The organism is Rhizobium sp. AN73 (assembly GCF_030757975.1).
Taxonomy (GTDB): Bacteria; Pseudomonadota; Alphaproteobacteria; order Rhizobiales; family Rhizobiaceae; genus Agrobacterium; species Agrobacterium arsenijevicii.
The window spans coordinates 747070-761999 of record NZ_JARWME010000002.1 but is presented as its reverse complement, the minus strand read 5'-3'; the positions used below and the strand labels follow the sequence as shown (position 1 = coordinate 761999).

Below are 14930 nucleotides of genomic sequence, written 5' to 3'. Positions count from 1 at the left end.
GAAAGAAAGATGGATTATGACAGACCTGACAATTGGCAGCCCTGCTCCGGACTTTACTTTGCCCCGCAACGGTGAAGGAACGGTGACATTGTCCGGCCTGCGAGGCAAGGCGGTGGCTCTCTATTTCTACCCGAAAGACGATACTTCCGGCTGCACCGCCGAAGCGATCGACTTCAGCGCGCTCGGTGGAGAATTCGAGGCCGCCAACACGGTGGTCATCGGCATTTCTCCCGACAGCGTCAAAAGCCACGACAAGTTTGCTGCAAAACACAAGCTCTCCGTCATGCTGGCCGCCGATGAGGACAGGAAGGTTCTGGAGGCCTACGGCGTCTGGACGGAAAAAAGCATGTACGGCCGGAAATACATGGGCGTCGAACGCACCACCGTCCTCGTTGCCCCGGATGGGAACATCGCGGAAATCTGGAAAAAGGTGAAGGTCGCGGGCCACGCGCAGGCCGTCCTCGACGCCGCAAGGAAACTCTGAAAGACTACCCCGTCGTGACGCCATCTTTCAAGATCATCTCCCTGCGTGGCGGTGCGACCGATGCGATTGCCAGCGCCGATCTCGATCGAAAAACCGCCTTGGCGCAAGAAACGGCAACGCGGTGGTTCGAGCGGCGTCTTTCGCTGCGCTCCCCGCTCGATCCGCCCCTGCCCGAACGGCCGGGCAGGCCGGAGAAACCGGAACTCGTTCCGCCGACGGCCGTCGAGCGCCGCTCCCTCCATACCGTCAAGGGCCGCATAGCCCTGCTGCACGCCATCGCCCATATCGAGCTGAACGCCGTTGACCTCGCGCTCGACATCGTTGCCCGTTATGCCAGCGAGCCGGTGCCGCATTCCTTTTTCGACGGCTGGATGCAGGTTGCCTTTGAGGAGGCGAAACATTTCCGGCTGGTGCGCGACAGGCTGCGAGACCTCGGCGCCGACTACGGCGACCTGCCCGCCCATGACGGGCTTTGGCAGGCGGCGCATTCCACCCGCAACGATCTCACCGCGCGGCTGGCGGTCGTGCCGCTGATCCTCGAGGCGCGCGGGCTGGACGTGACGCCCTCCCTGCAGGCGAAGATGCGGGAAACCGGCGACCTCGAAAGTGCGGCCGTTCTCGATGTTATCTATAATGACGAAAAGGGCCATGTCGCCATCGGTGCCAAATGGTTCCGGTTCCTCTGCGCCCGCGAAAAGAAGGACCCGGCCGCAACCTTCAAACAGCTGGTGCGCACCAATTTCCGCGGACCGCTGAAACCGCCCTTCAACGACCTCGCCCGCGCCGAGGCCGGCTTGACGCCGTCCTTTTACCGCTCGCTCACCGCGGTCAGCAACAGCTGACGTCGCTTTCCGGCCCCAAACGCCGCCTCCGGCAAAACTTCGTTAACCTTAACGAATTATGATTTCCTGTAGAGCGCCATACGTCCACTCGGACAAAGGCCGCTCTAACGTGTTGAATCTACGCATCGTGCTTTGCAAAAATCGGCCAGCCGGAGAGAGATTTTGACTGATACAGCGGAAAACCGGGTATTCGGCAAAAAGCGGCAGCAGCACGTCCTCGTTCTGGCGAGCGGCGACAAGGTCCGGCATATGACGATCCGGCCGTGGATGACGGCGCTCGTCGGCTGCACGATCGGCCTTTTTTCTCTCGGTTATCTCGGCGCCACCGGCTATCTCATCCTGCGCGACGACCTGATCGGCGCGACCATGGCGCGCCAGACCCGTATGCAGCACGATTACGAAGACCGTATCGCAGCGCTGCGGGCACAGGTGGATCGCGTCACCTCGCGGCAATTGCTCGACCAGCAGGTGGTTGAAAAGAAAGTGGAAAAGCTGCTGCAACAGCAGGCGGCGCTCACTTCCAGACACGGGCGCATGAGCGAATTGCTGGAGCGAGCCGAAAATTCCGGCATCGCCGAATCCGCAGCCACTGCCCCGGTTTCGACCGCGCCCTCCTCGCTCTCGAACGCGATGGTGCCGGAAAAACGCGCCGATCTGACGGGTGGCCTCTCCGCCATCGAGAACCTCATGGCACCCCGCACGCCACAGCCGGAAAAAGCAGCCGGAACGGACAAGCGCGCGGCCTATGTGCCCGAAAACGGCGAAACGCCTTCCGACCGGGCCGACCGGGTATTTTCCAAGGTGACGCTGTCGCTGAAGGACATCGAACGCCAGCAGATATCGCGAATAGCCAGACTGACCAGCGACGCGGAGGATAAAGCGAGCGCGATGCAGGACATCATCCGCCAGGCCGGCCTGAAAATCGACGAAAGCGGCACGGACGATGTTGGCGGTCCCTATGCGGATCCGCAGCGGAATGAAGCCGATCCGTTCAATATGTCTTTGACCAATCTCGATAATGCGCTCAACCGGCTGGATATCGTCAAGGAAACAGCAACCGCCCTGCCCTTCGGCAACCCGGCCCCCGGCAGGACGATCACCAGCCGGTTCGGCAACCGGATGGATCCGTTCCTCGGGCGGCCTGCCTTGCATACCGGCATCGATTTCCGCGCCGAAACCGGCGCAGACGTCAAGGCGACCGGTGCTGGCAAGGTGACGGTTGCGGAAAATTCCGGCGGCTACGGCAATATGGTCGAGATCGATCACGGCCAGGGCGTATCGACGCGATTCGGCCATCTCTCCACCATTCTGGTGAGAGCCGGCGACAAGGTAGAGGCTGGCGACGTCATTGGCCGTGCTGGCAGCACCGGGCGCTCCACCGGTCCGCATGTGCATTATGAGGTGCGCCGCAACGATACGCCCGTTGATCCGATGCGGTTCCTGATCGCCGGGGCCGAGCTTAAAACCTATCTCAAATAGCAGTCCGATTTTAACGCTTTTTTCGCCCTTTTTACGATAAATCGCCCGAAACCGCGCCAATGGCTGAAAAGCCTCGCCCGCCGCCCGGCGTTTCGCGCGCATTTCCCGTTGTTTCCTTGACTTTCCGGCAATTTGGGCATATCCCCGCGCCAAGTCTTTGCAAGTGTCGCAGCGGCACGCAGGTGTTCTTACCGAACCAGAACGGAAAAAGTTCTTCCTTTGACAACATTCTCTGATCTTGGCCTGAGCCAAAAAGTTCTTTCCGCTATTGCAGATGCCGGCTACACGACGCCGACACCCATTCAGGCCGGCGCAATTCCGCCCGCACTGGAAAAGCGTGATATCTGCGGTATCGCACAGACCGGCACGGGAAAAACCGCGTCCTTCGTTCTGCCGATGCTTACCCTGCTGGAAAAGGGCCGCGCCCGCGCCAGAATGCCGCGCACGCTGATCCTTGAGCCTACCCGCGAACTTGCGGCACAGGTGGCGGAAAACTTCGAGAAATACGGCAAGAATCACAAGCTGAACGTCGCCCTTCTCATCGGCGGCGTCTCGTTTGAAGATCAGGACCGCAAGCTTGAGCGCGGCGCAGATGTCCTTATCTGCACGCCGGGCCGCCTTCTCGACCATTGCGAGCGCGGTAAGCTCCTGATGACCGGCGTGGAAATCCTCGTCATCGATGAAGCCGACCGCATGCTGGACATGGGCTTCATTCCCGATATCGAACGTATCGCCAAGATGATCCCCTTTACCCGGCAAACGCTGTTCTTCTCGGCCACCATGCCGCCGGAAATCCAGAAGCTTGCCGACCGGTTCCTGCAGAACCCGACACGTATCGAAGTCGCCAAGCCCTCCTCTACCGCAAAGACCGTTGCCCAGCGCATCGTCGCTGCGCACAACAAGGACTACGAGAAGCGCGCTGTCCTGCGAGATCTCGTCCGCGCTGAAGAGGCTGAACTCAAGAACGCGATTATCTTCTGCAATCGCAAGAAGGATGTCGCCGACCTGTTCCGTTCGCTGGATCGTCACGGCTTCTCTGTCGGCGCACTGCATGGCGACATGGACCAGCGTTCGCGCACCACGATGCTGCAGAACTTCCGCGACGGAAACCTGACGCTGCTGGTTGCTTCCGACGTTGCAGCCCGCGGACTGGACATTCCCGATGTCAGCCACGTCTTCAACTTCGACGTTCCCATTCATGCCGAAGACTATGTCCACCGCATTGGCCGTACCGGTCGTGCGGGCCGTTCGGGCAAGGCCTTCACCCTCGTCACCAAGAGCGACGCAAAGTATCTGGACGCGATCGAAAAGCTGATCGCCGAGAAGATCGAGTGGCTGAGTGGTGACCTGTCCTCTCTCCCCGCGCCCATGGAAAGCTTTGAAAGCAACTCCTCCCGCCGGGGTCCCAAGGAACGTGGCGGCAGAGGCCGCGACAGAAACCGTCGCGATGCACCGGCATCGCCGGTCGAAATCATCAATCAGGATGCGCAATCCACTGTGGATACGGACATCGCGGCTCACGGAGAAGACAAGGTGAAGGCAGAACGCAGACCGGAAAAGACCCCGCGCAATTCCGAGCGCAACAGCCGGAGCCTGAACTCGCAGCACGCCAATGACGACAACCGCGACCGCCGCCGCCATTATCGTGACCATGACGATGGCCCGACACCGGTTGGTTTCGGCGACGACATCCCGGCATTCATGCTGATCGTGGCCAACGCCAAGGCCTGAGCCCCAAAGGGCTGGTGCAGGAAACAACAAGCATGACGCCGACGATCAAGCCAGGACAAGACTTTCCGGGTGTCGGCGTTGGGCTTGCCATATTACGCGATGGCCGCCTGCTTTTATGCCGACGCCTGAAAGCGCCGGAAGCCGGATACTGGAATATTCCGGGCGGCAAGGTTGATCACCTGGAACCCTCCCTCGCCGCAGCACGACGAGAGGCCGAAGAAGAGACCGGGCTGACAATCGGCAAGGTCGAGTTTCTCTGTCACAGCGAATATATAAATCCGGAAGACCATCACCATTGGGTCTCGCTGATCTTCGTCACCCGCGACACGCAGGGTGAGCCAGCGCTGACCGAACCGGACAAGCTTTCCGACATCGGCTGGTTCGACCCCGATAACCTTCCCGAACCAATCTCCGCCTTTGCAAAAGACGCGTTGGCGGCTCTCACGAAATAAGCCGAATAACGGACGGACGCCGCAACTGCGCCGAAAGGCGCGGGCTTTCGGCGGTCTTCAACGGAACCTTGAGCCGCGTCAAAGACAGACCCGGCCTGAGACGGACGTGATCCCTCTGCGCGATTTCTTTCCGGAAAATATAGTTATGAGGGAATATCTTTGCGTGAAGCTTTTGGAATACAATTTAAAATTGCTTAAATTAGCTTCACATAAAAAACCGCCCCGGTTACCCGAAGCGGTTTATTCGTAATGAAAATAATAGAATATATAATGTAATATAGTTTGGCAGTGCTTACATTCGGAACACTTCCGAGGCTTGTTACAGCCAATTTCAGTCGTCCCCTGAAACACGTATATCTAAGCTAATCATTTACTTTCCGTCAAGCAGATCTTCTCGCAAATGCGAAAAAAACATGGCAAAGCACAAATAGAGATCGGGGAAACATGTATATTCCCCTTAAATATCAATTAATTACGTGAGTGAAAATAAAATGTGCAATTTATTGGGCTGCACTATAAAAAGCAGAATCGCAAACCTGCTCTTCATAAACTGTGCTTATACGCACTGCATGTTACAGTTTTATAAAGTAAAAATCCTCTAAACCATGACGGGAAGTACTTCTTCGCTCGCGCAATACAATAGTGAATTTCCAACCTTAAAAATGAATCTCGTCCGAGAGCAGTCGCGCGCAATTCCGTTGGATGACGACAACCAGAACGTGTTGTCGCGGCCTGCGGTTCCAAATCGGTCAAGTTGCGATCAAAACCGCCGCCTCGCGAACCGGGATGTGCGATTATGATGGGGTGTCAGCGATTTTTCCTTTGGAAAACCGGTTGTTGCCGATAAACATCAAGCCGGGACAACAGGATTTCGCTCACGTCATGCTTTCACTTCGCCTGCTAACGATCATCGCCGGTTTTGCCTTCGCGGGCTCAGCATGCGCGGCGTCGATCGGCATTGTTGCCCCGCAGAGCGGCCCGTACGAACTTCTGGGACAGCAGATCAGGCAGGGCGCAAAAGCGGCCGCGGCCAAGCTCGGGCTTGATGTCGTTGAAATCCATGAAAGCTGCGAAGACGGCAGCGGCGGTGCGATCGCCGACGGTCTCGTGGCCGCCAAGGTCAGCGCCGCAATCGGCTTTTTGTGCACCGAAACGCTGCAGGGCGTTCTGCCGCCGCTGAAGGCAGCTGCCATTCCAGTGATCACACTCTCCAGCCGCGCGCCGATCCTGATGGAAGACGCCCTGAAATACGGCTGGCCGCTTTTCCGCCTCGCCCCATCTGACAAGGCCGAATCGGACAGGGCCGCAGAAATCATCCTGCGCGACTGGAAAGGACATTCCATCGGGCTTGTGGATGACGGCACGATCTTCAGCCGCGACATGGTCGACCGCATCCGCTCGACGCTGGAAGAAAACGGGCTGAAACCTACACTCACCGATACGATGCGCCCCGCCCAGGAACAGCAGGTGGCGCTTGTGCGGCGGTTGGCGCGCACCGGCATCACCCATGTCTTCATCGGCGCGGAACGCAACGACGTCGCCATCGTCGCCCGGGACGCCGGCTCTGAGAACATTCCCCTCACCATCATGAGCGGCGATGCCATGAATGCGGCAAACAACCCCGTGGCGCTTGCAGCAAATGTGCTTGCGATCACACGCCCGGCCTACGACACACTACCATCGGCACAGGCCGTCTCCGGCGAATTGCGCGCCGCCAACATCGAGCCCGAGGGTTACGTCCTGCCCGCCTACGCGGCTGCGGAACTGACGGCGGCGCTTGCCGAAGCGGCGCAATCGCAGGGAAAGCCCGCACCGGAGATACTCGCGAAGGGCACCGTCTTCAAAACCGTGATCGGTGATCTCGCTTTCAACCCGTCACATGAGCTTGTCGACAATCCCTATCGCCTGCAGCGCTGGAACGGCCAGCGCTTCGACCCGGCGGACAAGGCCGAAAGACAATAAGCGAACCCGGCATGCCTGAAATTCAATAAGTCACGGCTGAAAACCGTCGGCAACCGCCCGGCAAGCCGTTTCAAACCCGGATACTTGATGCTAAAGGCAGCTTACGCAACGCGTCGAGAGGAGTTTGCCCCATGTCCCTGCCCATCCGCATAGCACCGTCCATTCTGGCCTCCAATTTCGCCAAGCTGGGACAGGAAGTCGCCGATGTGACGGAAGCGGGCGCAGACTGGATCCATCTCGATGTCATGGACGGTCATTTCGTACCCAACATCTCGTTCGGTCCTGACGTCATCAAGGCGCTCCGTCCGCACAGCAATGCCTTTTTCGATTGCCATCTGATGATTGCCCCCGTCGATCCCTATCTCGAAGCCTTTGCCAAGGCTGGCTGCGACGGGATCACCGTGCATGCGGAGGCTGGGCCACATCTGCATCGCTCGCTCCAGACCATCCGCACACTCGGCCGGAAGGCCGGTGTGACGCTCAATCCCGCCACGCCGCTTTCGGTCATCGAAAACGTGCTTGATGATGTCGATCTCGTGCTGATCATGAGCGTCAATCCCGGTTTCGGCGGTCAGAAATTCATCCCGGCGATGCTCGACAAGATCAGGGCAGCGAAGGCGATGATCGGTGACCGGCCGATCGAGCTTGAAGTAGACGGCGGTGTGACGGCAGAGACCGCAGGCGCCATCATCGCGGCGGGCGCCAACGCGCTGGTGGCCGGTTCGGCCATCTTCAAGGGCGATGGCGTCGCAGACTATCGCAAGACGGTTTCGCTTCTGCGCTCGGTGTCGGAAGCCGCACGGTCCTGACCCGCCGCCGAGCGCGGATACGCCGGAGGCAAGACGACAGGGCGTTTGGTGGGGGGCTTTGATGGATAGCGACAGGCAGGATTTCCGCAAAGCAATCTCGGCAGCGCTGTTTCCGCTCCTCGCCCCGCTGGTCTGGGCCGCCATTTCGGCGGCCACCGCCACTCTTGGCCTCTATCTCCGAAACCGGCTGGAAACCGACCACGCCGCTGATATTGCGGTGCTGTTCTTCTGCGGCGGTCTCCTGGGCTGGCCGCTGGCCATTCTGGCCTTACGCTTCCTTCCCGCATCCACCGGCCTGCCACTGCGCTTTGCGGCAAGCTGTCTTGCCATCGCTTTATTTACAATCGCGGTCGCGGCGGCATTTTTCGCGCTCCAGTACCGCATCTTTTATGCGCAATGGCACGCACCGGCATTTTCGCGCATCTGGTTTTTCCAGCAGTTCTTCACCTCACTCGGCGCGATCTACCAGTTCTGCGTTCTCGGCCTCGGTCTCTATTTCCCGCTTGCCGCCGTTCCGCTGGCGCTGGCAGGCGCAATCCTCTGCCGGCGGGCGCATAGAGCGCCGTACGTCCCTTCGGACGCACAAAGGACGCCCTGACATTTTGAATACGCGCATCCGGCCGATGCGCAGGCTTCATAGTTGATTGAGATTCGCGGAACACTTTGCTAAACGGGCAGCAAAGCTCCTCCACCAAGAAAGTCATTGCCATGATCCCTCGTTACTCCCGGCCGGAAATGGTCGCCATCTGGTCGCCGGAAACAAAGTTCCGCATCTGGTTCGAGATCGAGGCGCATGCCTGTGACGCGCTGGCCGAACTCGGTGTCATTCCGAAAACGGCCGCGCAGACGATCTGGGAAAAAGGCGGCAGCGCAACCTTCGACGTCGCCCGCATCGACGAGATCGAGGCCGTGACCAAACACGACGTCATCGCCTTCCTCACCCATCTTGCCGAATTCGTCGGTCCCGACAGCCGTTTCATCCATCAGGGCATGACTTCGTCCGACGTGCTTGATACCACCTTCAACATCCAGCTCGTGCGCGCCGCCGATCTGTTGCTCGCCGATATGGACCGGGTGCTTGCCGCATTGAAGACACGCGCCTTCGAACACAAGGACACCGTACGCATCGGCCGCAGCCACGGCATCCATGCCGAGCCGACCACGATGGGCCTGACCTTCGCGCGCTTTTATGCCGAGATGCACCGCAACCGCGAGCGTCTCGTCAATGCGCGTGCGGAAATCGCCACCGGCGCGATCTCCGGCGCCGTCGGTACCTTCGCCAATATCGATCCCCGCGTCGAGGAACATGTCTGCGCAAAGCTCGGCCTCGTGCCCGAGCCGGTCTCCACGCAGGTCATCCCGCGTGACCGTCACGCTATGTTCTTCGCCATTCTTGGCGTCATCGCCTCGTCGATCGAAAACGTCGCCATCGAAATCCGTCACATGCAGCGCACCGAGGTTCTGGAAGCGGAAGAGTTCTTCTCCCCGGGCCAGAAGGGCTCGTCGGCCATGCCGCACAAGCGCAACCCGGTTCTCACCGAAAACCTCACGGGCCTTGCCCGTCTGGTGCGCATGTCGGTGGTTCCCGCGCTTGAAAACGTGGCGCTCTGGCATGAGCGTGACATCAGCCACTCCTCCGTGGAGCGCGCCATCGGCCCCGACACGACAGTCACCCTCGATTTCGCACTGAACCGGCTTGCCGGCGTCATCGAAAAGCTGGTAATATATCCGGACAACATGTTGAAGAACATGAACAAGTTCCGCGGTCTTGTGCACTCGCAGCGCGTTCTTCTGGCGCTGACGCAGGCCGGCGTATCCCGCGAGGACGCCTACCGTCTGGTGCAGCGCAATGCCATGCGGGTTTGGGAACAGGGCGCGGATTTCCTTGAGGAACTGCTGGGCGACGAAGAAGTGCGCGCCGCTCTTCCCGAAAACGTCATCCGCGAAAAGTTCGACCTTGGCTACCACACCAAGCATGTCGACACGATCTTCGCCCGCGTCTTCGGCAAAGCCTGAGGCAAGGCTTCCTAAGTTAATGCCGTCGCGACCTTGATCGCGACGGCATGAAACCACAGATATGGGCCCATGAAAGTTTCAGAAGCAGATATTCTCATCGTACCGGGTTACACCAATTCCGGTCCTGACCACTGGCAGACCCGCTGGGAGCGCAAGCTTTCGACAGCGCGCCGCGTCGAGCAGGCGGAATGGGCAAAGCCGGTGAAGGAAGACTGGATCGCGCGGCTGGTGGAAGAGGTCAACGCCTCGACCAAGCCCGTTGTCATCGTCGCCCATTCGCTGGGTGTGCCGACCGTCATCCACGCCCTTCCGGAAATCGGCAAGAAGGTCGCAGGCGCACTTCTGGTCGCGCCGCCGGATGTCGCCAATCCCGATATCCGCCCGAAACATCTGATGACCTTCGGCCCCTACCCGCGCGATCCGTTGCCGTTTCCGGCGATCACCATCGCCAGCCGCAACGATCCGTTCGGCTCCTATGAACATGCCGACGATATTGCGAGCGCCTGGGGTGCCATGTTGGTTGACGCCGGCATGTCCGGCCATATCAACGCCGAGTCCGGCCATGGGCCATGGCCCGAAGGCGGCATGGTGTTTGCCCAGTTCCTGAGCCGCCTGAAGGTGAACGACCCCTGACGATTGCGGCCGGCCGCTCACGCCAGCCGATATTCGGCCGGACAACATTCTTTGGCCCGATACAAGAATTGAAGGGAAGATATGCGAGCCGCATTGTAGAATGCACTCTTTTCCTTTATGGGACCGCTCAAAGATACAAACGCAACGCCACCAGAATCGGCGTCAACCAAGAGACCTGCCATCATGAACCGTCGCCGCCGTATTTACGAAGGCAAGGCCAAGATCCTCTACGAAGGTCCGGAGCCAGGCACGCTTATCCAGTTCTTCAAGGACGATGCGACTGCCTTCAACAAGAAAAAACACGAAGTCATCGACGGCAAAGGTGTGTTGAACAACCGGATTTGTGAATATGTCTTCACGCATCTGAACAAGATCGGCATCCCCACACACTTCATTCGCCGCCTGAACATGCGCGAGCAGTTGATCAAGGAAGTCGAGATGATCCCGCTTGAGATCGTCGTGCGCAATGTCGCCGCCGGCTCGCTCTCCAAGCGCCTTGGCATCGATGAAGGCGTGGTGCTGCCGCGCTCCATCATCGAGTTCTATTACAAGTCCGACGAGCTGGAAGACCCTATGGTCTCCGAAGAGCACATCACGGCGTTCGGCTGGGCCAACCCCGCCGAGCTTGACGACATCATGGCGCTGGCGATCCGCGTCAACGACTTCCTGTCCGGCCTGTTTTTGGGCGTCGGCATCCAGCTCGTTGACTTCAAGATCGAATGCGGCCGCCTGTTCGAAGGCGACATGATGCGCATCATCCTCGCCGACGAGATTTCGCCAGATAGCTGCCGCCTGTGGGACATCGAGACCCAGAAAAAGATGGACAAGGACCTGTTCCGCCGCGATATGGGCGGACTTGTGGAAGCCTATTCCGAAGTGGCACGCCGTCTCGGCATCATCAATGAAAACGAACCGATCCGCGGCACCGGTCCGGTACTCGTGAAGTGACATTGGCCTAAAAGGCAAAAATCAGGAGAAGATCAGGTGATCAAGGCACGGGTGACTGTTACGCTGAAAAATGGCGTTCTCGATCCGCAGGGCAAGGCAATTGAAGGCGCGCTCGGCAGCCTCGGTTTCGGTGGCGTCGGCCATGTCCGTCAGGGCAAGGTCTTCGATCTCGAACTGGAAGGCGCCGATACGGCCAAGGCCGAGACCGACCTGAAGGCGATGTGTGAAAAACTCTTGGCCAATACGGTTATCGAAAACTACTCTATCGCCATTCTCTAAAAGCCGCAGGAGCCGCCGACCATGAAATCCGCTGTCGTCCAACTTCCCGGCCTCAACCGCGATCGCGACATGATCGCGGCGCTCACGAAAATCTCCGGCAAGGCGCCCGTCACCATCTGGCAGACGGAAACGACTATCCCGGATGTCGACCTGATCGTTATTCCGGGCGGCTTTTCCTACGGTGACTACCTGCGTTGCGGCGCGATCGCCGCACGTATGCCGGTCATGCAGGCCATCCGCGAGAAGGCCGAGAAGGGCGTCAAGGTTCTCGGCGTCTGCAACGGCTTCCAGATTCTCGTTGAAGCAGGCATGCTGCCGGGCGCGCTGATGCGCAACGCCTCGCTGAAATTCGTCTGCCGTGAAGTGAAGCTCGAAGTCGTCAACAACGACACCGAGTTCACCCGCGCCTATGACAAGGGCCAGGTCTTGCGCTGCCCCGTTGCCCACCACGACGGCAACTATTTCCTCGATACGGATGAGCTTAAGTCCGTCGAAGACAATGGCCAGGTTGTGTTCCGTTATGCTGATGGCACCAACCCCAACGGCTCGCTGAACGACATTGCCGGCGTCATCAACGCCCAAGGCAACGTTCTCGGTATGATGCCGCATCCGGAAAACCTGATCGAAGCCGCCCATGGCGGCAATGACGGCCGCGGCCTCTTCGCCTCGGCGCTCGGCGTTATCGCAGCCTGACAGGCGGGCGGGCTACCAGCCTGCCCTCTTCTCGATGCCGCTGCTCTTACGGCTCCAGTTTTTGGCTCCTATTTTGGATGACGCGATGAACCGCCTGCTCCGCTCCCACGCCCCGAAGGCCGCCGGATTGCTTCTCGCCGCAGCAGCGCTTGTCGCCTGCCAGCCCAAGCCGCAACCGGTATCGTCCGTATCCCGTGCGGCATTGCCGACCATGGAACGGGTGGCGCTTGGCGCCAACGCCTGCTGGTTCAAATCGGGCGACCCGGCCTTCAAGGCCTATCGCCTGGCGCCCGAACTGAATTCCTTCTCCGGCCGTCCCCGCATTCTCCTCGTGCCGCGCAACAGCCCGGAATCGCGCCCGATGCTGGTCGTTCAGGCCGAAGGCAACCCGGCCAAGCTCGACGCTTTCGGCCCGGCGATGAACGAGGCCATTTCCGGCCGCATCGCAACCGACGTCAAACGCTGGGCGAATGGCGGCAAGGGCTGCTGATCTAGCGACCTTGACGTACTCAGCAAAGATTTGACGATAAAGCCACCCCGCACGCGGCGTCATCCTCGGGCTTGACCCGAGGATCCACAGCCGCATGAGAATGGGTCCTTGGGTCAGTCCCGAGGACGACGGAGGGTGGAAAATTCAAGACAAAAAGACCCGCCAACGCCGGTTGGGACTGGCGTGGCGGGCCTGCCGAATGGCAATCAGGCACCGGGGAAAGATGGCGCCGCTCTCCGGCAGAAAATCAAAGCGGTCGTGACGGCCAGGAGAGCAGCTGCGATTTGGCGGCCTCTTTCAAGGCCTCCTCCCGCGTGACGCCGATATCCTCCAGAAGATCGTCGGACAATTCTCGCAGGGCAAGCCGTCCCTGACGTTTGCCGTGCCAATAGGACAAGCCCGCAATCATGCGACCAATAAACGTGCGAGCGATCCGGGCCGGAAAGGGCGACGGTGCGACCATGTCGCCGGTATCGCGGAACACGCGTTCCCGTTCGTAACCGTCAGGATAGAGTGTATCCGCTGTCGAAAGGTATTGATCCATCTTGCGCATATTGCACCTATTGTCTCCGTGTGTTTGATCTCATTTAATGCAGCCAATAAATACAATTGACTTGGGTACAGATACAATGCATAAATTGTCACCATGACAAATTGGCTTCCCGACATGACCGAGGGCGACGGCCCGATTTATCTCCGCCTCGCGGACAGCATTGAAGGTGCGATTTCGGACGGTACCTTGCAGGCCGGCACGAAATTGCCGCCGCAGCGCAACCTCGCCTACGATCTCGGCGTGACAATCGGCACAATCGGCCGCGCCTATGCTCTCATTCACGAACGCGGCCTCGTCAGCGGCGAAGTCGGCCGTGGCACCTATGTCAATGAACGCAAGACCCCCGCCCCGTTATCGCGTGTGGAACCGGCAGCGTCGGCATTCGGCGGTACGCGCTACGCCATCGACACCGGTGCCGAGTTCCGCCTGAACACCACGGCGGCACCCGATGTCGGTCAGAGCGTGTTGGTCAGCAAGCACATCGAGGCCCTCGCCAGAGAACATCCTTTCGAAATCTCCAACTACACCCGCAGCTTTCCCGACAACTGGTGTATGGCGGGCGCTCGCTGGCTCTCCCAGAACGGCTGGTCACCGAAACCGGAAAACATCGTCTCGACGCTAGGCGCCCATGCGGGGGTGATGAGTGTGGTAACGGCAATGACGGCACCGGGCGACCGCATCGTCTTCGAACCCGTCACCTATTCCCACATCAGCCGCAGCTCCACCCTTGCCGGACGCCGTGTCACGCTGGTGGAAGCGGATGAAAAGGGCATCGTGCCTGATGATTTCGAGCGCGTCTGCGCCCAGCAGCATCCGAAAATGATCTTCCTGATGTCGGCTGGCCAGAACCCCACCTGCGCCACCCTGCCCGAGGATCGGCGGCGTGCGATCGCCGATATCGCCCGCAGATACGGCGTATGGATCGTCGAGGACAATCTCTACGGCGCCATGACCCGCGAGCAGATCCCGCTCATCGCCGAATTCGCGCCCGATCTCACCTTCGTCGTTGGCGGCCTGTCGAAATCCGTTGCCGCCGGTGTGCGGGGCGGCTGGGTCGCCTGCCCGGCGCAATTTTCATCGAGAATACGGATTTCGCATTCGATGATAACAGGCGGATTGCCCTTCATGCTGGCCGAACTGAATGCGCGCCTCGTCAACAGCGGCGACGCCGATGACATCCGCAAGGATTGCATCGCCGAGATCAACCAGCGCGAAGCGATCGCCAGACGCGTCTTTGCCGGGCTGGACTTCAACTCCCTGCCCGATATCGCCTTCCTGTGGCTGCGACTGCCCGAACCCTGGCTTTCCGGCACCTTCCGCAATGCCGCCATGAAGGAAGGTGTGCTGATCGACGATGAGGACGAGTTCAAGGCCGGCCGGTCGGAAAAGGTTTTCCATCGCGTCCGCATCAGCTTTTCCGGGCCCTCCACGCGCGAGGAACTGACACATGCCTTCGGCATCCTGCGCAATTTGCTCGACAACGGTTCATCCGGCTATGAAAGCGAGGCGTGATGCGGGTTGTGGCCTTCAGGGCATCGCCCGCAGCCGGTGAATAACGG

The 14930-nt window shown here is 59.7% G+C and carries 16 protein-coding genes; 15 read left to right on the top strand and 1 reads right to left on the bottom strand.

What is annotated here, in order from left to right:
- Positions 1 to 16 precede the first annotated feature (16 nt).
- The 14 genes from RBH10_RS13715 (at position 17) to RBH10_RS13650 (ending at position 12818) form a co-directional block, all read left to right on the top strand.
- On the top strand, positions 17 to 484 hold the full coding sequence (locus RBH10_RS13715) for a peroxiredoxin (protein ID WP_045017213.1): 468 nt from the start codon (positions 17 to 19) through the stop codon (positions 482 to 484).
- A gap of 14 nt (positions 485 to 498) precedes the next feature.
- A complete protein-coding gene (locus RBH10_RS13710) occupies positions 499 to 1326 on the top strand; it encodes a ferritin-like domain-containing protein (protein WP_281036840.1) in 828 nt (275 codons plus the stop codon).
- A gap of 162 nt (positions 1327 to 1488) precedes the next feature.
- Positions 1489 to 2805 carry a M23 family metallopeptidase gene (locus RBH10_RS13705; RefSeq protein ID WP_281036841.1) on the top strand — a complete coding sequence of 439 codons (1317 nt, stop codon included), beginning with the start codon at positions 1489 to 1491 and terminating at the stop codon, positions 2803 to 2805.
- Positions 2806 to 3024: 219 nt separating this feature from the next.
- Positions 3025 to 4536: a DEAD/DEAH box helicase gene (locus RBH10_RS13700; protein WP_045017209.1), complete on the top strand. Its 1512-nt coding sequence runs from the start codon at positions 3025 to 3027 to the stop codon at positions 4534 to 4536.
- Between the two features lie 32 nt (positions 4537 to 4568).
- Complete coding sequence (locus RBH10_RS13695; RefSeq protein WP_281036842.1) at positions 4569 to 4988, top strand: NUDIX domain-containing protein; 420 nt, start codon at positions 4569 to 4571, stop codon at positions 4986 to 4988.
- 882 nt (positions 4989 to 5870) lie between these two features.
- Positions 5871 to 6950 (top strand): ABC transporter substrate-binding protein, encoded by a 1080-nt coding sequence (locus tag RBH10_RS13690; RefSeq protein ID WP_281036843.1) that lies wholly within the window; start codon positions 5871 to 5873, stop codon positions 6948 to 6950.
- A gap of 131 nt (positions 6951 to 7081) precedes the next feature.
- Positions 7082 to 7759 carry a ribulose-phosphate 3-epimerase gene (rpe, locus tag RBH10_RS13685; RefSeq protein ID WP_045017204.1) on the top strand — a complete coding sequence of 226 codons (678 nt, stop codon included), beginning with the start codon at positions 7082 to 7084 and terminating at the stop codon, positions 7757 to 7759.
- 61 nt (positions 7760 to 7820) lie between these two features.
- Positions 7821 to 8357 (top strand): hypothetical protein, encoded by a 537-nt coding sequence (locus tag RBH10_RS13680; RefSeq protein WP_281036844.1) that lies wholly within the window; start codon positions 7821 to 7823, stop codon positions 8355 to 8357.
- Positions 8358 to 8467: 110 nt separating this feature from the next.
- A complete protein-coding gene (gene purB, locus RBH10_RS13675) occupies positions 8468 to 9775 on the top strand; it encodes an adenylosuccinate lyase (RefSeq protein WP_045017422.1) in 1308 nt (435 codons plus the stop codon).
- A 69-nt stretch (positions 9776 to 9844) separates the two neighbouring features.
- Positions 9845 to 10408, top strand: a complete 564-nt coding sequence (locus RBH10_RS13670) for an alpha/beta hydrolase (RefSeq protein WP_281036845.1) — start codon at positions 9845 to 9847, stop codon at positions 10406 to 10408.
- Between the two features lie 183 nt (positions 10409 to 10591).
- Entirely contained in the window at positions 10592 to 11356 is a 765-nt protein-coding gene (gene purC, locus RBH10_RS13665; protein ID WP_003516002.1) for a phosphoribosylaminoimidazolesuccinocarboxamide synthase, read from the top strand.
- Between the two features lie 36 nt (positions 11357 to 11392).
- Positions 11393 to 11635, top strand: a complete 243-nt coding sequence (gene purS / locus RBH10_RS13660) for a phosphoribosylformylglycinamidine synthase subunit PurS (protein ID WP_045017198.1) — start codon at positions 11393 to 11395, stop codon at positions 11633 to 11635.
- 21 nt (positions 11636 to 11656) lie between these two features.
- Complete coding sequence (purQ, locus tag RBH10_RS13655) at positions 11657 to 12328, top strand: phosphoribosylformylglycinamidine synthase subunit PurQ (protein WP_045017196.1); 672 nt, start codon at positions 11657 to 11659, stop codon at positions 12326 to 12328.
- Between the two features lie 85 nt (positions 12329 to 12413).
- Positions 12414 to 12818, top strand: coding sequence for a hypothetical protein (locus RBH10_RS13650; RefSeq protein ID WP_281036846.1), 405 nt, complete (start codon positions 12414 to 12416; stop codon positions 12816 to 12818).
- A 247-nt stretch (positions 12819 to 13065) separates the two neighbouring features.
- Here RBH10_RS13650 and RBH10_RS13645 read toward each other — a convergent pair whose 3' ends face one another.
- Entirely contained in the window at positions 13066 to 13371 is a 306-nt protein-coding gene (locus tag RBH10_RS13645; RefSeq protein WP_045017193.1) for a DUF1127 domain-containing protein, read from the bottom strand.
- Between the two features lie 93 nt (positions 13372 to 13464).
- Here RBH10_RS13645 and RBH10_RS13640 point away from each other — a divergent pair, with 93 nt between their 5' ends.
- Positions 13465 to 14883, top strand: coding sequence for a PLP-dependent aminotransferase family protein (locus RBH10_RS13640; RefSeq protein WP_281036847.1), 1419 nt, complete (start codon positions 13465 to 13467; stop codon positions 14881 to 14883).
- Positions 14884 to 14930 lie beyond the last annotated feature (47 nt).